Below are 17146 nucleotides of genomic sequence, written 5' to 3' on the forward strand. Positions count from 1 at the left end.
AACTCGGACAGGGAGGCGGACCGTGTGGCATCGATGGAGTTAACAGATGAGTATAATGAAGAAAGCTTTAGGACCATCGTATTGGCCGGTTCGTCAGAGGAGCTTAGGGAGAGGCGTGTTGCCTGTCAAAAAGTACTTCTCGAACAGTTGAATGTTATTCCTATAGAGGAATGGATGTTCCGTGTGAATACTATGCATGATCTTATTGCCCAAACCGCAGTACTCATATGTGAGGCGCAGATGAAAGAGGCGGGCTATGGCCCGCCTCCCTGTGCTTATTCCTTTATTGTGTTTGGCAGCAGTGGGAGGCAGGAGGCAACGCTTTGGAGCGATCAGGATAATGGCCTGATAGTCGAAGGAGAGCCTGATGGGGAAAAAAATCGCTATTTCGAATTTTTCGGAACTTTGTTATCCGATATGCTTGAAGAAGTAGGATATGAGAAATGTGCGGGGAAGGTAATGTGCTCCCAAGTCATGTGGCGTAAGACATTATCTGAATGGATAGAGCAGCTTGATAGCTGGAGAACTCAGTTGGAATGGGAGCCGATCCGGTATCTTATTATCTCTTCGGATATGCGTCATGTGGCAGGAAGCGTGAAGTTATCAGCGAAGTGGCAAGAAGCTTTCTATGAAGGCTTTGCGGAAAATGAGCAGCTGTCTAATGCTGTTCTTCGCAATACAGTACGCCACAAAGCGACTTTGAATTTACTGGGACAGGTGTTAACAGAACGGTTTGGTGATTATGCAGGCGGATTTGATGTTAAGTATGGGGTCTATATTCCGTTAGTGAACATTGTTAGACGGTTGTCATTACTACATGGCATTAGAGCTGGCTCGACATTAGAGCGGATTGAAGCGCTTGATAGGCTTGGGAAATATCAACATTTAGAGGATATTCGCAGAGCTTTCTTATTAGCAATGCGGTTGCGAGTGAACACGCCATATAGTGTTCAGGATGGATTGTTAATCAGCAGTGATTATGTAGCTGAGAGTGAATTGAAGAATAAGCAGCTGCTGTCTGAGCTGCGTGAAAGCCTGCTGCTTGTCAGACGCCTTCATCGGGCGCTGCAGCGTCAGCTCCGCTCAGCGGAAAGGTGGCGGTCATGAGGGAGCCGAACAAAAGCGGAGGATTCTGGAGTAATCTAAGACAAGGTGGAATGCCCTCGGCAATTGCTTCGATGAGAGGTGGGGAAACTGCGCAACAGACTGCGCAGCAAATGGCCTTTATTCGATCTTTGATGCGAGAGAAGCGGCGGCCTGAGGTGCTGCATACCCCATTGTCTGAATTAGAGACAGTGATCTTTGATCTAGAGACTACAGGCTTTTCACATCAGCATGGGGATGAGATTATGTCTTTCGGAGCCGTCAAGGTTGTTGGAGAGCAGATCAAAGAAGAGGAATGCTTTTATACACTGGTGAACTGTCAGACGGCTATTCCGGAGGATATTACGAGGCTGACTGGGATTACGGAAGAAATGACACAATCCGCTCCCTCCTTAATGGATGGCCTTCATAATTTTATGTCCTTTGTAGGTCAAAATGTGCTGGTGGCACATGCAAGCTCACATGATAAGGCTTTTCTTAATGCTGCTTTATGGAAAACCTCTAAAGTTCAGCTAACACACCGTGTGCTGGACACGATGATGTTAGCGCGATGGCTTGAGCCACAGCGAAGTAATTATTCGCTGGATGAGCTGCTATATGTGCATGAAATTCCGATTCATGGCCGTCATCATGCCTTGGAAGACGCAAAGATGACAGCACAGCTGTGGGTGATCTACCTGCGGGAAATTTCGGAGCGCGGCCAAGTGGATACCTTGGGTGATCTTTATGCTTATTTAAGTAGAACGTGAAGCGGGGCTTGAGATAAACCGCGGAACAAATTTCCGCCGCGGTTATCAGGCAAACGCTCAATATAAAATCCGTTCAGAATGGGATTGCCGCTATCTTTGGTGTTGGGAGAACCTATAAGATAAAGCGCAAACTCAGGTCCTAGTGCTGTTAATCCTTTATAATCGGCAACTGAAGGGATAGGTGCTGAATGTGGGTGGGAATGAAATAGGCCGATGATTGTCGGTTCGTTGTAAAGAACATCAATCCACTCTTCAGGGTGGGGAGTAAAGGTGTGCAGCGGGTCTGGCGCTACGTTGCGCAAGGGTACGTAAGTATCTATGAGCATGCCACCCGCTGCGGCAGCACCCAGCAGGACTCCGCATGCTTCATGCGGATAACAGGACAGCAGGTGCTTCCCCAGTGCTTGCTGTACGGAATATTTCAGTCTAATAGGCTGGACATTTCCCTGGAATGCTGCCATTTGTTCACCCCTCTCTCTTCATTAGGGTTTCGTCGCAGACGAAACCCTCTTTTTTATTATAAAAGTATATATTATTGTGTAAAAAATGGATGGTTTGAAATTTAACCTATTGAGGGTACAATAGTAGAAAACTATTCCAATCGTAAAGGAACAGATGACTATGAAAGCAAGTAATAAATTAAATATAACAGTATTACTCATAGTTGTATGTGTTGCTGTGTTTGCGGTGTGGTATAATCGTGAGCCAAAAGCAGAAGCTGTGCTTGCGCAACAAAATGAGCTGCCGATGAAGAGCGGACCTAAGGCTGGACTGCGTGCACCTTCGTTTTCACTTCAGGGAACAGATGGGACTACCTATGTTGTTGATGGCCCCAGAGATAAAGCGGTAATCCTTAATTTCTGGGCTTCATGGTGTGATCCCTGCCAGCAGGAAGCTCCTGAACTTAATACCATGGCCACTAAGTATAAGGATGTTCTAGATATCTACGGTATTAATGTGAGCAGTCAGGATTATAAACCCAATGCTGAACGTTTTATCAAGAAATACGGTCTTGTGTTTCCGGTTATGTTTGATGTAAAAGATGAGGTGTACAGCAAATATAATGGAGCTGTTTTTCCCACCAATGTGCTCATTGATAAGAATGGAGTGATCTCTGAGATTATTCTAGGTATTCTTAGTCCTGAAGAGTTGGAGGAGAAAATAATCAAGCTTACCGAATCATGAAGCAGGCTGTCCCATGTGGAGACAGATCTGCTTTTTTCTCCAAACAGCAAAAGTCTACAGATCAGCGATTCTTCTTTTTGGAGGATCGCTGATCTGCGTTTTTGGTCAGCCACGATTTGCTTTAGTTGACCCCAAGCATTAATTTCACTATACAGTGGAGCAGAAATAGCTGGAACCCCGAAGGAAGCCTCGTTGTACAATTGGGGAGTTTTTCCCTATTATTTCGAGATCTCGGGTCATTCAACGAATAATTAGGGAAAATATCCCTCTGATCTAGCTGTTTTGGTGGAAAATAATGAAATCACCCTGATTTTTAGGGAGGAATTCCCTGGTTCTGTTCATTTATAGCGAATATCGGCTATTTTCAGGGAGTTTTCCCCTAATTACTCTACCGCACCCGCACTCGCCCCCGCGCATCCCGCACCGCACACTGCCCATTGCTCACCACCCACCACCCAAAGTCTATGGGCTAAAGCAATAGTCCGTTACACAGACTATTTAATAAAAAGAAGCTGCCCTAAAAGTAGAATTCTACTTATGGGAAGCTTCTTTTTTGTCTTACAAAATTCTATAAGTGATCAATTAATGATTGACCAGGCCTCTAGGTTCACTGCTGGTCGTCTTCTCATTCTCCAAAGAGAGCTCATTGAGAAGCGCGTAGCGCATACTGTCAACAAGTGCCTCCCAGCTGGCTTCAATTACGTTACTGGAGACACCAACCGTACTCCAGGTGTCTGTGAAGTTCTTGGATTCAATCAATACCCTTACCTTCGCTGCAGTCTGATCCTGTTCATCTATTACACGGACTTTATAGTCGGATAGATGCATTTCCTTTAATTGTGGGAAATAGGTCTGTAATGCTTTACGAAGCGCGTTATCGAGTGCGTTGACTGGACCGTTACCTTCAGCAGCGGTATAAAGATTCTCACTGCCAACTTTCAGCTTCACGAACGCTTCAGATACTACTGGATGTTCTGCGGTTTTCTCAACTAACATCTTGAAGGATTCAAAGGTAAAGGTTTCATTCATCTCGCCAGTAGCTTCCCGAAGGAGTAGCTCCAGTGAGGCATCGGCACCTTCAAACTGATAGCCTTGATGTTCCATCGTTTTGATTTTCTCGATCACCCGGCGAGCCTGCTCGCTGCTTGGATCCAGATTTAAACCCATGTCCTGCGCTTTGGAAAGTACATTGCTCTGTCCAGCAAGTTCGGAGACCAGCACCCGCTGCTTGTTCCCGACAAGCTCAGGAGCGATATGCTCATAGGTCCGTGAATCACGCATGATGGCGGAGACATGGATTCCACCTTTGTGTGCGAAAGCTGCATTTCCGACATAAGGCTGATTTACCGGCAGATTAACATTGGCAACTTCACTAATGTAGCGGGCAGTGTTGGTAAGCTGTGACAATGAATCGCCTGGAATACAGTGATAACCCATTTTGATCTGTAGTGTAGGAATAATAGAACATAGGTTGGCGTTGCCACACCGTTCACCGTAACCATTAATGGTACCTTGTACTTGCCGTGCTCCAGCTCCGATGGCGCTAAGTGCATTGGCAACCGCTAGCTCACAGTCATTGTGAGTGTGAATTCCGAGATTGGCTCCGGGCAATTGTTGATTTAGAGCGGTAACAATCTCATGAATTTCGTAAGGTAAGGTCCCACCGTTGGTATCGCACATTACAAGCCAATCTGCTCCGGCTTCCCGGGCTTTGGACAGAACAGCTGCTGCATATTCAGGATTATTCTTGTATCCGTCGAAGAAATGCTCGGCATCAAAAATCACTTCAAGGCCTTGGCGTTTCAAGTAGGATATGGAGTCGCCGATCATGGCGAGATTCTCCTCAAGCGTAGTCTGTAATGCAGTGTGTACATGAAAATCCCAAGATTTTCCGACGAGTGTAGCAGCAGGAACCCCTGCGTCAATCATACGTTTTAAATTGTCATCGTTTTCGGCCAAGGAATTCTTCCGCCGAGTGCTGCCGAACGCTGTAATTTTGGCGTTCAGATGAAGCTCCTTGACTCTTTTGAAAAATTCAATGTCTTTATTGTTGCTTCCCGGGATGCCACCTTCAATATAGTGCACACCCAGATCATCGAGTTTCTTGGCAATCTTCAGCTTGTCGTCAGCCGACAGACTGATGCCTTCACCTTGGGTGCCGTCGCGTAATGTAGTATCGAAGATGGAGATGGACTTAGACATGAGAGTCCTCCTTATAGGGAAATGAATTTATATATTATAGCATTTTTACGCGGGAATGTAACAAAGAACTTTACAGCCTCTTAAGTTGACCTAACCGCAGCGGAGAGTTATTCTAAATTGGACAATAGAAAACCTGAGGATAAGAAGGTAGATATTGTGCAGAATGTTGATCAGTATTATCCAACGAGTGGCAGGGTTATCCTGCATGTTGATATGAATGCTTTTTACTGCTCTGTGCATGAGGCAGAGGACCCTGACCAATATAGAGGCAAAGCTACTGCGGTTGCGGGTAGTGTTGAATTGCGGAAAGGGATCATAGTGACTTGTTCCTACGTCGCCCGCAGAATGGGGATTTCGACGGGAATGCAGGTTCAGAAGGCGCTTCGTATTTGTCCATCGCTTATCGTTATTAAACCGGACTTCCATTTATACCGCAAATATTCTAATGCTTTTATGCAGATTGCATATAGCTATACTCCGTTACTGGAAGCAGTGTCCATCGATGAATGTTACCTTGATATAACTGGCTCCAGACAATTCGGTACACCCATGGAAATAGCGGAGACGATTCAGCGCCGTATAATGGAAGAATTGGGCTTGCCATGCTCAGTGGGGATCGCTCCCAATAAGCTGCTTGCGAAGATGGCTTCCGATTTAAAAAAGCCAAACGGTATTTCAGTGCTGCGACTGCGGGATGTGCCTAAGATTTTATGGGACAAGCCTTGTAACGAAATGTTCGGCATTGGTGGAAAAACAGCAGAAAAGCTCCGCAAACTGGGCATTTACAGTATTGGTCAATTAGCAGCGGCTGATGAAAATATGCTGGTTGAGAATTTCGGAGTTATGGGCTCATGGCTAAAGCGTGCTGGCAACGGTATTGATCATGGGATCGTTAATCCTGAGCGGGAGCAGAGTAAGTCGATTGGACACACCACAACATTGCCGCGGGATGTCATAGGTCTTGCTGAGGTACGACCGATTTTGTTGAATTTAAGTGATCAGGTAGCCCGGCGCTTGCGTAAGCAAGGACTTGTTGCCTCAGGGGTGCAGCTGACCATTCGGACACCCGATATGAAGACCATAACCCGTTCGCGTCAGCTAGAGGCTCCTTCGGAGAGTGGGGAGGATATCTACAAGTCCGTTTGCGATCTATATGTTCGTCATTGGAATGGGGAGAAGCCTGTGCGGCTGCTGGGTGTGACCCTGCAGGGCTTGATTGCTAAAGAGGATTCTGCCATTCAGCTTGATTTGTTCGATTACGAACGTCAGCCTAAGAAAGAGTCTCTTAACAAGACTATGGACATGCTACGTAATAAATTCGGTGAAAATGCAGTGTTGACCGCCGGGATGTTAAGCGATTCTCACTCTGCAAGGCTCCGCAATCATAAAGAACGTGGCACTTCGTTGCAAAAGGATAATCTTCTATCTGTCGAGTCTGATAAAGAGTAACAAGAACATTCTATGACATGTCAAAATAGATGCCGTAGAATGCGTCAGAAATGCAAACGTATTGAAAATCGATTGAAATTGTATTCTTTTTATATTAATATGAGAAAATATAAGACGCTGGTACAACAGCGCTGTATTGTTCAACGGGAGGCAGAGATAAAATGGCTAAGTACACTTGGGTCGAAAAAGACACTTGTATCGCTTGCGGTGCATGTGGCGCAACGGCTCCTGATATTTTTGATTACGATGACGAAGGTTTGGCAGAAGTTATTTATGAAAATGACGGAAACCACGGCATCACAGCGATTCCGGATGATTTGTTTGATGATCTCCAGGATTCTTGTGATGGATGCCCAACCGACTCTATTAAAATTGCGGATGAGCCTTTTAACAAAGAGGGCTAATTAGCCGGGATTTTGTAACTTCTAGCACAACATAAAGACATCTCTCGCGAACTTTTGTTCAGCTAGGGATGTCTTTTTTGCGATGTCTGACCGATATTAATGTAGGAAGGAATTATAAAATTTCGGAGGTTCCGATGAAAAATTCTCAGCACCTCAAAGCATATGTACAGATGCATCCAGACAATAAGATGGCATGGTACTTGCTGGGTAAGGAATACTATAAGAACGGTCAACAGGGGAAAGCTAACTATTGCTTCAATCAGGCTGGAGAAGTATATGAAGCTTTCGAGCATAGTAAGGTGCCTGCGGAAACGCTACGGGAATATGAGGAAGGGCTGCTTCAGGCAAGCCGCCAGCGGGACCGAAGGCAGCAAAGATTCCGCTACATTATGCTTGGGCTGATGCTTCTATTACTGGTTATGGTGCCATCGGCTGTGGCTCCGGGTCTAGATATTGCGGAAGATCAGGAAATGGTCCAAGACACGGTTACTTCTGAAGTTAAAGATCCGCTTGATCAAAAAGATGTTGAGAAGGAACCCGTTCTAGAGGCACGAAAAATGATGTATACAGCGCAAGAGAGTGGAGCTTCGGCTTCGTCAGGGAAGCTGATGGCAACTATGCTAATGCGTGAGGAACCGTTTCAAGCTGCTATTTTGGGCATGGAGCGGGAAGGGAAGTGGCTGCTGTGGAAAGAGAAGCTTCCGCTTAATTCCACACTGCAGAAGAATGGGAACGGACGGTTGGTATACCAATCCTATGATCCAGCGGCATGTGCATGCGAACCGCCAGAGCAAGGGGAACTTGCGGTGGATGCAGCTAAGTGGCAGGGGGATCAAGAGGAGCTAGCTACATTATGGAGTGCAATGAGGTCTTATCAGAATCATAAAGGCAAGCTTCCGGCTTCTTTGGCGGAATTGACCAGATCTTTTCCGGAAAATTGGATTGGCGGGACGACACCAGTTATGAAGCGTGAGTTCAAATCTCTTAAGGAAATAGCAACTGCTAAGGCACTGGGTACACCGGAAGTTGCGGGTGAGCCTCCAAGCTCAATTGCTGAGGCGGGAATGGGCATACCGACGGCGTTAAGCGAGAGTGGAAGTAGTGGAAAGGGCGTTCCTTTTTTTGACCAGCCGCTTAGAGTGATTGTGGATAAACAAAAACACCGCTTGGCAGTAGTCAGCGGCTCTGTTATTCTACGAAATTATGAGGTAGGGCTTGGGGGAGACAAGACTCCGGAAGGCAATTTCATCATTACAGATAAAGTGGTCAATCCAAACGGTCATGATAATGGGGAGTTCGGAAGCCGCGGACTACAACTTTCAGATAGTAATTATGCTATTCATGGCACCAATGAGCCAGAAAGTGTCGGCAAGGATGAATCCCTTGGCTGTATTCGGATGAGTCGAGAAGATGTGGAAGAACTATTCGCTATGATTCCAAAAGGAACAAAAGTGGTGATTAGTAAAGGGGTTCTGCCTGACAAGCAGCTGCTGCCGGCGAAACGCTTCAACCCTGCTGCTCCATATGATCAGACCAACCCCCACAAAGTATACCACTGGCTGAATTAGTTCCCGGCAACTATAAACAGAACGATGATGAGAAGAATTAGTAAAGTTAAACTTACGCCGATCCACATTAGCGCTTTACGATTAACTTCTTCTTTCTTTTGCTGCAAAGTTGGTGGTTTACGTTTAGTTGACATCCAGCATACCTTCTTTCTCTCTTAATCGCTGATTACCCCTATATTGTAATGCGTTTACAAGAAAATTACTATACTTTGGGTTAAGCTCTCTGCACACTTACAGGGTAAAATGCTTTTCTTTTGTTCAAGAAAAGGCTAAAATTAAGAAGAAACCTACAGAATCGGGTAGACACGTGGATTAGTGAAGTACCCCTTAAGGAGCGAGAACGGTGTTGTATCGTAATTTTGGTAAACCAATTTTCTTTAAGCTGGACCCTGAGAAGGCTCACCATCTCGTCATAGGTGGATTGGATAAATCATCATCAGTTCCAGGGGGAAGCGCGGCATTGCGTTTAATGTATGGCGTTCCTGAAACGGCAGATTTAGCAGTTGATCTGTTTGGCATACATTTTCCGACTCCAGTTGGACTGGCAGCAGGCTTGGATAAGAATGCCGAGGCCGTTACTGGATTCTCTTCGATCGGATTCGGATTTATGGAAGTGGGGACGGTTACCCCTAAGGGTCAACCGGGAAATGATAGCCCGCGTTTGTTCCGTCTTCCCTCTGATGAAGCTCTGATCAATCGTATGGGCTTCAATAACGAAGGGGCTGACGCTATGGCAGAGCGTCTAAAAAAATTAAAAAATCGCAGAGTTCCAATAGCAGTAAATATTGGACGGAATAAAATAACTAGTAATGAAGCGGCTCATGAAGATTATCGTCAGTGTATCCGTACGCTTTATCCGTACGGTGATTTTTTTGTGGTCAATATCAGCTCACCAAATACACCGGGGCTGCGCAGTCTCCAGCATGGCAGCGAATTAGCGTTCCTGCTGGCACAAGTAAAGGAAGAAATGGAGATTCAGCGTAAAGCCACAGGCCTGAATAAGAGCTTGTTGGTTAAGATTGCTCCAGATGTAAGTGACTCTGAGTTGGAGTATATGGTTCAATCACTGACAGAAGCTGGTATGGATGGTATTATTGCTACGAATACTACATTGAACCGGGATGGACTTAGTCATGAAAAGGCTAATGAGACAGGTGGATTAAGCGGTAAGCCACTTCGTGACCGGTCAACGGAAATCATTCGTAGGATTTATCGCCAGACTGAAGGGAAGATGCCGATCATAGGTTCAGGGGGCATATTCACCAGTCAGGATGCGTATGACAAGATAAGAGCAGGCGCAAGTCTGGTCGAAATTTATACAGCACTCATCTACGAAGGACCTGAGGTTAACCGCAGGCTGCATGCCGGATTACGGCAGCTCTTACGGCGGGACGGATTCAGTCATATCTCTGAAGCAGTGGGTGCTGATCATCACTGATTGAAGGAGTCGAAAGGACAGGAGGACGAAGGCGATGGACGGCAGGGACTGGGGAACTTTTTTGCTTCCATATGAACAGACTGTGGAAGAATTGAAAGTTAAATTCAAAACAATGCGTTCGGAGTTGAAGAAAAGAGAGGAATACACGCCGATTGAATTCGTAACTGGTCGTGTAAAGCGGCTGTCAAGCATTTTGGAGAAGGCTAAGCGCCTGAATGTGAAGATGGAGGATCTGGAGACAGGCATTGAAGATATAGCCGGGATCCGGATTATGTGCCAGTTTGTGGAGGATATCCGCAGAGTGGCCGAATATATCCGGGCTCGTAAGGATCTTGAAGTCCTGTATGAGAAGGATTACATCACCAATTATAAAGAGAGCGGGTATCGCAGCTTTCATATGATTATTAAATATCCTGTGCAGACAGCTCTGGGACAAAAAATAGTGCTCGCAGAGATCCAAATTCGTACACTAGCTATGAATTTCTGGGCAACCATAGAGCACTCTCTGAATTATAAATATCGGGAAAGCTTGCCGGATGAAATGCGAGTGCGCCTGAAAACCGCAGCTGAAGCAGCCTCCATCTTGGACAGCGAAATGTCCAGTATTCGTGATGAAATCCTGGAAGCGCAAAAGACCTTCGAGGAAAACTCGAATATGACGACTCAAATTCTCAAATCTATTCATCAATTGTATTTTTATCATTTGGTGAATGAGGCTATAGATACTCAGGCTCGATTTAACGAAATATGGCAGGCTCAGGACATGGAAGCGATGAAGGAGCTTCTGGATCATGTACGGGGACTTCTCTCCGCAGCTAAAAAGGATAGTTTGCCGGATGGCTTATGATCCTTTGTACTTGGCTTATCTAGTGTACTTTAATCGTGACCGGGATTATTTCGAATGTCACGAGGTGCTCGAGGAGCTATGGCTTGCCAAGCAACGCGACCCATTGTACAAAGCACTTCTCCAAGTAGCTGTTGGGTTGTACCATTGCCGCAATAATAATATGCGTGGTGCAACGATTATGCTAAGCGGGGCTGCTGCCAAGCTGGAAGAATATTCAGCAGTGACACTCGGCATTAATTTGGCTAAGCTGGTGGTGGAAGTGAAGGATTATGTTCGCCGCATGGAGTCGTGTGAGCAGCAGCCATTTTCTTATTATGATCTGACTATAGAAATCATTGATCAAGGTCTAGCGGATGAAGTGAACTCTGCGGCTGAGGTGATCACACCGAATAATCCTCAACGACGAGGTCCTCAAAGACCGACCTCTTCTCATCGTAAATAATGATCCTCTATAAATGAGTATTGCCAAAGGAACACCCGTAAGGGTGTTCCTTGAATCTTTAAACACCTAAATTTTAGCAGTACTATCAGGAGGACGGCATCATGGCGGCACAACTGCCCAGTTCTTTCAGCGAGCGTATGATGGACTTGCTGGGAACGGATTATAATCAATTTGCGGATTCGTACAAGGAGACCCCTAACGGAGGCGTTCGTGTTAATACCTTGAAAATTTCAGTGGAGAAATTGCAAGCTCTTTCCACTTTAGAGCTGGAACCCATTCCGTGGTGTCCAACCGGATTCTATACAGAGGATGGGGCCAGACCAGGTAAACATCCACATTATCACGCGGGATTGTATTACATTCAAGAGCCAAGCGCTATGGCACCTGTGGAACTGCTTGATGTACAGCCAGGAGATCGTGTTCTTGATTTATGCGCTGCACCTGGGGGCAAATCCACACAGATTTCTGCCAAGCTCTCAGGAGAAGGCTTGTTGGTTACCAATGATCTTCATCCAGAACGCACGAAAGCCTTAGCCAAAAATCTAGAGCTATATGGGGTGCGCAACGGTATCGTACTAAACGAAAGTCCAGATCATATTGCAGCGGCATTCCCGCTTTATTTTGACAAAATCTTGATTGATGCTCCTTGCTCAGGTGAAGGGATGTTCCGTAAAGATGAAGACATGGTGAAGCAGTGGGATTCAGGTACACCTGCCAAATATGCTGCCATGCAGCGGGATATTTTACGTTCTGCTGCAACAGCGTTGGCACCGGGAGGTACACTTGTCTATTCAACCTGTACATTTGCTACAGAAGAAAATGAAGAAATTATAGCGGAGTTTATTTCTGAACATCCACAGTTTTCGGTGATTACAGTTGGAGGCACTGGCTCATTTGCTCCTGGTTTTGGAGAACTATCAGGGACAGCAAGACTATGGCCGCATAAAGTAAAAGGTGAAGGACATTTCATGGCTGTGCTGCAGCATGTGGGGCCAAAGGTATCTGCAGAGGAACGTGATCAAGCCGAAGTTAAGTTGAGTGCAGTTACACGGAATACGAATAAAAAAGGCACTGCTCATATTAAATCCGCAAACAAACCAGAAGCCAGACGAGGGAAAGAAGGTAAGTTCTCTAATAAATCTGCTGCTGGCGCTGAACGTGGCCGTCAAGGTTCAGGAGAAGAGCAAGCCTTGGCTGCATATGGAGATTTTATAAAAGACCAGCTTGGCTGGGAGCCAAAAGGGTATCCGATTTTCTTCGGTGATCATCTGTACATCTCCCCACTACCTAAGGAAAGATTAAATGGATTAAAGGCGATTCGTCCAGGATGGTATGTAGGACATGTCCGTAACGGCAGATTTATCCCAGGACATCCAATGGCTACCGCGTTACACCCTGAAGAGAGCTGCCGAAGTGTCTCACTTTCCAGTACGAGTAATGAAGCTATTTCCTATCTTAAAGGAGAGACATTGTTGATTAGTCAAGAACGTCTCTCTATTAAAATAGGAACTACCCAAAAAGGATACGTACTGGTCTGCATAGATGGTTATAGTGCAGGCTGGGGGAAGTGGCAGGACGGTGTGCTCAAGAATGAATATCCCGCAGGCTGGAGGTGGATGTAAGAATGAGCCTATCAGGGAAAACTGCAAAAAAGCAGCGTTTAGATAAAGTATTGTCCCATATGGGGGTAGGATCACGTAGCGATATTCGTAAACAAGCCAAGCAAGGTTTAATTACCGTGAATGGTGCAGTCGTCAAGGATAGTGGATTTCATGTAGACCCTTATCACGATAAAATTGTGGTTGGCGGCGAGCTTGTTACCTATCGTGAATTTATTTATCTTATGATGAATAAGCCACCGGGAGTCCTGTCGGCAACAGAGGACAAGCGGGATCGGACCGTTCTGGATCTTTTAAAGCAGGAATATGTACAGTTTGAACCTTTTCCTGTAGGAAGGTTAGATAAGGACACAGTAGGGCTGCTTCTGCTCACCAATGATGGAAAGCTTGCTCACGAGCTACTATCGCCACGCAAGCATGTCCCTAAGACGTATGAAGCTACAGTTGAGGGAGACGTAGATGCAGACGATGTAGCGGCTTTTGCGGCAGGTGTCGAGCTGGAAGATGGATATGTTACTTTACCTGCACAGCTAACTATATTGGGAAGAGAACGCGGCAGTAAAGTAATCTCACATATTTCGCTGATCATCACAGAAGGAAAGTTTCACCAGGTTAAGCGAATGTTCCAAGCTGTCGGCAAAAAAGTCACTTTTCTGAAACGAGTATCTATGGGAGAATTGAAGCTGGACGAAAGCCTGCCACTGGGAGCTAGTCGTGAACTTACGCTAGAGGAACTGGCACTCTTAAGTACAGAAGCATTAGAACAATAATATAGAGAAAAAATGGTATGTAAATTGAATTTGGAAACTTGGGATTAGGGAATGAAGTGGCGGAGGGGAAATTTGGAACTGTAAAAGCGATAGCGACCGCCTTTGTTTCCGGATTTCAACCACTAGTAAACGGTATAAATCAAGAAATCTGGAAACAACAGCGGCTGGAAGTCCAAATATTAACCGCAGTTGCGACTGAAACTTAACTCAAATAGCCAGGTTCAATATATATAGAAAAAGAAAGACAAGGATGGTGGGAGTATGAGATACAAACTGATTGCACTAGATGTAGATGGTACACTGTTGAATGATGATCACCACTTGAGCACTGAGAATAAAGAAGCCATTGCTGAGGTTACGCGTCTTGGCGGGCAGATCGTGTTATGTACCGGCCGCAGTCCGCAGAACTCGATTCCTTTTATGGAGGAAATGGGGCTGTCTGGTTATGTGCTGGGTCATAATGGAGCTGCTACGGTTCGTGTGAAAGATCGGGAAGTGCTGCATCAATACGGTATGGATGCTCGTGGTCTTGACCCTTATATTGATTATTGTAGAAAGCATGATATTCATTATGATGTGAATACGGCTTTTGATATGTATGTAGATAATGTAGAAAACCTGACCAAAGAAGCCAATTATATGTATGAACACTTCCGTATCATGCCGGCTACACTGCCAGCATGGGAAGATTTCCGTGAACCGGTTGTTAAGTTTACTGTATTTACACAACCAGAAATCCTTGACGAAGCTGAACGTGAATGGCGTACTTGGACCCATGAGTACAATATTTTGCGCAGTGGTGAATTTTTCGTTGACTTGATGCATCCGGAAGCCTCCAAGGGCAACGCCTTAAAGAATCTGGCTGTGAAGCTGGGAATTCCGCAAGAGGAAGTTCTTTCGATCGGTAATTATTTTAATGATATTTCTATGCTTACATACGCGGGTATGGGCGTTGCGATGGATAATTCTCCGGTTGAGGTCAAAGCGGCAGCGAATGCTGTCACGGGGTCTAACAACGAGCATGGTGTGCGAGATGCGCTGGTTAAATATTGTTTATCTTAATAATGGAAAGCATAAAGCGGACTTGAGTCCGTTCTATGCTTTTTTTGTTGTAAAGGAAATAAAAGAGAAACATAAACAGAAATGATTTTATCCATAAATAACCCGCCCTTAGGATTAACTAGAAAGGGCGGGACATAGATTAACTTCCTGCATTAAAGTTTAATTTCCTCGTTCCGGCTAGGATCGCTATATTTATAGATTCCAGGGTTCAGTTCGATTTTTTCGTCGAAAGGGATATCTTTGTAGCTATCAATATTAGTTCCTGTAGATATCATGCCCTTAGGTGTAATTTCAGGCACCACTTCTTTGCCATTAATCCGTAACGTAGTTTGGTTAACGCTTTTGAAGCCAGAAGATTTGGATGTTGATTCGACAATCAAATTTTCGCCCTCAGTATAGTAAGTGAATTCAATTTTTAACCCATCGACATCAAGTGAAGTGAACTGCTTTTCTTCTTTAGGTTTGTTTATAGTGATCCAATTCTTAGTAGTATCACGTTTCTCAATGACAGCATCCTTTAATATAAGTTTCATTGGAACATCGGACCAGTCGTTATACCATTCCGGAGATTCGAATTGAAATAAATGCTGGTAGCTTTCGGAATGATCTCCTTTCAAATTCCAACCCCCAGTGATTGTTTGATCACCTATAACCAACTGAGCGGTATTATAGTGGACAATTCCTTTTTTAAGCGAATCATTTTCATCTATTAGAATTTGGATATCCAAAGGGGTAACCACTAGCTGATCTAAGGTTATGCCGGTCTTTTCTTGAAATTCAGGACTGTTATACAGTTTCTTAGTGTAAATCGCCTCACTTGCTTTTTGTCCATCTGCTTTAAAATCGAACTTCCACGTACCTGAAAATCGTTTCGCTTCTTCAATGTAACTAAAATGAAGACTAGCTTCCTTCCAATCTGATTCAGTTATATTGAAAACCTGTTCAATAAATAAATCCGATCCTTCGTTAGGCATGATGGTTGGAATTGCTTCATTCTTTTGACCACCAGTACTAACTACCAAATGTGGATTACCCCGTCCTAAGTCAGATGGTGATGCAGCGACTTTGTAACGGATAATGGTTTGATTGGAAACATGTCGAACGGATTCGATTTGAATGCTTGGATATTGCTTAACTCCAGTATTGATAGTATCCCCTGCTTGATGATTAGATTGTAAGGGAATATTCCGATCACTGTAAAAAATGAGATTCCGTGCTTCAAACCTGTAGTCCTTTTTATCATTCTTTAATGTATCAGGTGTCTCATATACTCCAATGAGTTTCTGGTTTTCAGGATCGTATTCTAAATAACCGTATACCTTTGCCTTGGCACCGGATTCACTAGTCATGATGTTTTCCTCTGTAGCAAATCCAGTATATTTGGATAGATCAGATTTAGTATCAAGTGATAACAGCATTTTCATTTTTTCTCCATCAGTTACAACACCGTTCAAATTCATTGTTACTCCTGAACTGGAAGTTTGAAGATTATACTGTTGACCGATGCCGTTATTTAATGCATTGCTCACACTTCGACCACCAATTTTATCCCAATTAATCGTCATACTAGCGAATACAGGAATGGCTACAAGTAAGAGGCAAGAGAAGACAATACTGATAGGAATAACCTTTTTATTAGACCTAGGAGTATTCTGGGAGGCATGCAGATTTCTTTGACGTGTATAAGCTTCTTGTTTTATGGCAGTCCACATCAAATCATAATCCGGTCGGGGAATATGTTTATCTTTTTCAATATACAGACTCATTACTATTCAGCTCCTTTAGTTGGGTTCCACCCATTCTATTTAGTATTTTAAGTCCCTTGTTCAGTCTGGATTTTACAGTTCCTTCGGGTATGCTCATAACTTTAGAGATCTCGGGTACAGTCAATTCGTTTATAAAACGAAGGACTACTACCATTCTGATTTTGTCAGGAAGCTGACTGTATAACCCTTGTAATTCTTTTTTAGTTTCCTGTCGATCCAAACGTTTTTCTACAGGGTTTGATTCCTCAGACCTGGATAGTAAATAATTACGTACTTCTTTCATCCACCCCGTCTTACGCCTTTTGATCACACTGTTGCACTCATTCGAAGCAATTCGTAAAATCCAAGCTTTCAAGTTTCTTACCTTCGACTTATCCGCTAAGATAACTTTTACAAATACCTCTTGGGAAATATCCTCCGCATCTGCCTGATTTTTCATTAAGTAGTAACAAAAATAATATACTTGTTCTTTATAGAGCTCGAAAATTTCCCGGTCACTCATTTTGCTGCACCCCCTGTCTTTGCTGTTCTCATTAATAAG

General features: G+C 44.5%; 17 protein-coding genes. 12 read left to right on the plus strand and 5 right to left on the minus strand.

What is annotated here, in order from left to right; all coding sequences use genetic code 11:
• Nucleotides 1–33: 33 nt before the first annotated feature.
• Both NST58_RS11295 and NST58_RS11300 read left to right on the plus strand, forming a co-directional pair.
• Nucleotides 34–1107 (plus strand): DUF294 nucleotidyltransferase-like domain-containing protein, encoded by a 1074-nt coding sequence (locus tag NST58_RS11295; protein WP_076184365.1) that lies wholly within the window; start codon nucleotides 34–36, stop codon nucleotides 1105–1107.
• Entirely contained in the window at nucleotides 1104–1853 is a 750-nt protein-coding gene (locus NST58_RS11300; protein ID WP_038569828.1) for an exonuclease domain-containing protein, read from the plus strand. The genes NST58_RS11295 and NST58_RS11300 overlap by 4 nt, the downstream gene beginning before the upstream one ends.
• On the opposite strand, the gene NST58_RS11305 is transcribed toward NST58_RS11300, so the two are convergent.
• A complete protein-coding gene (locus NST58_RS11305) occupies nucleotides 1835–2314 on the minus strand; it encodes a M67 family metallopeptidase (RefSeq protein ID WP_339190458.1) in 480 nt (159 codons plus the stop codon). The two genes, NST58_RS11300 and NST58_RS11305, sit on opposite strands and share 19 nt — an antisense overlap.
• A 160-nt stretch (nucleotides 2315–2474) precedes the next feature.
• Between NST58_RS11305 and NST58_RS11310 the strand changes: the two genes are divergently transcribed.
• Nucleotides 2475–3038 (plus strand): TlpA disulfide reductase family protein, encoded by a 564-nt coding sequence (locus NST58_RS11310; protein ID WP_076191350.1) that lies wholly within the window; start codon nucleotides 2475–2477, stop codon nucleotides 3036–3038.
• A gap of 582 nt (nucleotides 3039–3620) precedes the next feature.
• On the opposite strand, the gene cimA is transcribed toward NST58_RS11310, so the two are convergent.
• Nucleotides 3621–5240, minus strand: coding sequence for a citramalate synthase (cimA, locus tag NST58_RS11315; RefSeq protein WP_076191352.1), 1620 nt, complete (start codon nucleotides 5238–5240; stop codon nucleotides 3621–3623).
• A gap of 156 nt (nucleotides 5241–5396) precedes the next feature.
• On the opposite strand from cimA, the gene NST58_RS11320 reads away from it, so the two are divergent.
• The 3 genes from NST58_RS11320 (at nucleotide 5397) to NST58_RS11330 (ending at nucleotide 8661) form a co-directional block, all read left to right on the plus strand.
• On the plus strand, nucleotides 5397–6689 hold the full coding sequence (locus NST58_RS11320) for a DNA polymerase IV (protein ID WP_076130151.1): 1293 nt from the start codon (nucleotides 5397–5399) through the stop codon (nucleotides 6687–6689).
• Between the two features lie 161 nt (nucleotides 6690–6850).
• Nucleotides 6851–7093 carry a ferredoxin gene (locus NST58_RS11325; protein WP_036689316.1) on the plus strand — a complete coding sequence of 81 codons (243 nt, stop codon included), beginning with the start codon at nucleotides 6851–6853 and terminating at the stop codon, nucleotides 7091–7093.
• Nucleotides 7094–7227: 134 nt separating this feature from the next.
• Entirely contained in the window at nucleotides 7228–8661 is a 1434-nt protein-coding gene (locus NST58_RS11330) for a L,D-transpeptidase (protein ID WP_339247778.1), read from the plus strand.
• Here NST58_RS11330 and NST58_RS11335 read toward each other — a convergent pair.
• Nucleotides 8658–8795: a hypothetical protein gene (locus NST58_RS11335; RefSeq protein WP_167348489.1), complete on the minus strand. Its 138-nt coding sequence runs from the start codon at nucleotides 8793–8795 to the stop codon at nucleotides 8658–8660. The two genes, NST58_RS11330 and NST58_RS11335, sit on opposite strands and share 4 nt — an antisense overlap.
• A 209-nt stretch (nucleotides 8796–9004) precedes the next feature.
• On the opposite strand from NST58_RS11335, the gene NST58_RS11340 reads away from it, so the two are divergent.
• The 6 genes from NST58_RS11340 to NST58_RS11365 all read left to right on the plus strand — a co-directional run bounded on the left by NST58_RS11340 (nucleotide 9005) and on the right by NST58_RS11365 (nucleotide 14839).
• Nucleotides 9005–10099: a quinone-dependent dihydroorotate dehydrogenase gene (locus NST58_RS11340; RefSeq protein WP_339247781.1), complete on the plus strand. Its 1095-nt coding sequence runs from the start codon at nucleotides 9005–9007 to the stop codon at nucleotides 10097–10099.
• 34 nt (nucleotides 10100–10133) lie between these two features.
• On the plus strand, nucleotides 10134–10946 hold the full coding sequence (locus NST58_RS11345) for a GTP pyrophosphokinase family protein (protein WP_036689325.1): 813 nt from the start codon (nucleotides 10134–10136) through the stop codon (nucleotides 10944–10946).
• Nucleotides 10936–11388 carry a DUF309 domain-containing protein gene (locus NST58_RS11350; protein WP_076130116.1) on the plus strand — a complete coding sequence of 151 codons (453 nt, stop codon included), beginning with the start codon at nucleotides 10936–10938 and terminating at the stop codon, nucleotides 11386–11388. Before NST58_RS11345 ends, NST58_RS11350 begins: the two co-directional genes overlap by 11 nt.
• A 101-nt stretch (nucleotides 11389–11489) precedes the next feature.
• Nucleotides 11490–13010 carry an RsmB/NOP family class I SAM-dependent RNA methyltransferase gene (locus NST58_RS11355; RefSeq protein ID WP_076140926.1) on the plus strand — a complete coding sequence of 507 codons (1521 nt, stop codon included), beginning with the start codon at nucleotides 11490–11492 and terminating at the stop codon, nucleotides 13008–13010.
• A gap of 2 nt (nucleotides 13011–13012) precedes the next feature.
• Complete coding sequence (locus NST58_RS11360; RefSeq protein WP_076186699.1) at nucleotides 13013–13777, plus strand: pseudouridine synthase; 765 nt, start codon at nucleotides 13013–13015, stop codon at nucleotides 13775–13777.
• Between the two features lie 261 nt (nucleotides 13778–14038).
• On the plus strand, nucleotides 14039–14839 hold the full coding sequence (locus NST58_RS11365; protein ID WP_076280260.1) for a Cof-type HAD-IIB family hydrolase: 801 nt from the start codon (nucleotides 14039–14041) through the stop codon (nucleotides 14837–14839).
• 152 nt (nucleotides 14840–14991) lie between these two features.
• On the opposite strand, the gene NST58_RS11370 is transcribed toward NST58_RS11365, so the two are convergent.
• Both NST58_RS11370 and NST58_RS11375 read right to left on the minus strand, forming a co-directional pair.
• Nucleotides 14992–16605 carry a DUF4179 domain-containing protein gene (locus NST58_RS11370; RefSeq protein WP_339247786.1) on the minus strand — a complete coding sequence of 538 codons (1614 nt, stop codon included), beginning with the start codon at nucleotides 16603–16605 and terminating at the stop codon, nucleotides 14992–14994.
• Complete coding sequence (locus tag NST58_RS11375) at nucleotides 16589–17107, minus strand: RNA polymerase sigma factor (protein WP_076301217.1); 519 nt, start codon at nucleotides 17105–17107, stop codon at nucleotides 16589–16591. Before NST58_RS11375 ends, NST58_RS11370 begins: the two co-directional genes overlap by 17 nt.
• Between the last annotated feature and the right edge of the window lie 39 nt (nucleotides 17108–17146).

Source organism: Paenibacillus sp. FSL R10-2796 (genome assembly GCF_037965315.1).
Lineage (GTDB): Bacteria > Bacillota > Bacilli > Paenibacillales > Paenibacillaceae > Paenibacillus_AQ > Paenibacillus_AQ odorifer.

Coding starts and splice junctions, on each gene's coding strand:
- NST58_RS11295 (WP_076184365.1), top strand. CDS start 34: ATGGAGTTAACAGATGAGTATAATGAAGAAAGCTTTAGGACCATCGTA.
- NST58_RS11300 (WP_038569828.1), top strand. CDS start 1,104: ATGAGGGAGCCGAACAAAAGCGGAGGATTCTGGAGTAATCTAAGACAA.
- NST58_RS11305 (WP_339190458.1), bottom strand. CDS start 2,314: ATGGCAGCATTCCAGGGAAATGTCCAGCCTATTAGACTGAAATATTCC.
- NST58_RS11310 (WP_076191350.1), top strand. CDS start 2,475: ATGAAAGCAAGTAATAAATTAAATATAACAGTATTACTCATAGTTGTA.
- cimA (WP_076191352.1), bottom strand. CDS start 5,240: ATGTCTAAGTCCATCTCCATCTTCGATACTACATTACGCGACGGCACC.
- NST58_RS11325 (WP_036689316.1), top strand. CDS start 6,851: ATGGCTAAGTACACTTGGGTCGAAAAAGACACTTGTATCGCTTGCGGT.
- NST58_RS11330 (WP_339247778.1), top strand. CDS start 7,228: ATGAAAAATTCTCAGCACCTCAAAGCATATGTACAGATGCATCCAGAC.
- NST58_RS11335 (WP_167348489.1), bottom strand. CDS start 8,795: ATGTCAACTAAACGTAAACCACCAACTTTGCAGCAAAAGAAAGAAGAA.
- NST58_RS11345 (WP_036689325.1), top strand. CDS start 10,134: ATGGACGGCAGGGACTGGGGAACTTTTTTGCTTCCATATGAACAGACT.
- NST58_RS11350 (WP_076130116.1), top strand. CDS start 10,936: ATGGCTTATGATCCTTTGTACTTGGCTTATCTAGTGTACTTTAATCGT.
- NST58_RS11355 (WP_076140926.1), top strand. CDS start 11,490: ATGGCGGCACAACTGCCCAGTTCTTTCAGCGAGCGTATGATGGACTTG.
- NST58_RS11360 (WP_076186699.1), top strand. CDS start 13,013: ATGAGCCTATCAGGGAAAACTGCAAAAAAGCAGCGTTTAGATAAAGTA.
- NST58_RS11365 (WP_076280260.1), top strand. CDS start 14,039: ATGAGATACAAACTGATTGCACTAGATGTAGATGGTACACTGTTGAAT.
- NST58_RS11370 (WP_339247786.1), bottom strand. CDS start 16,605: ATGAGTCTGTATATTGAAAAAGATAAACATATTCCCCGACCGGATTAT.
- NST58_RS11375 (WP_076301217.1), bottom strand. CDS start 17,107: ATGAGTGACCGGGAAATTTTCGAGCTCTATAAAGAACAAGTATATTAT.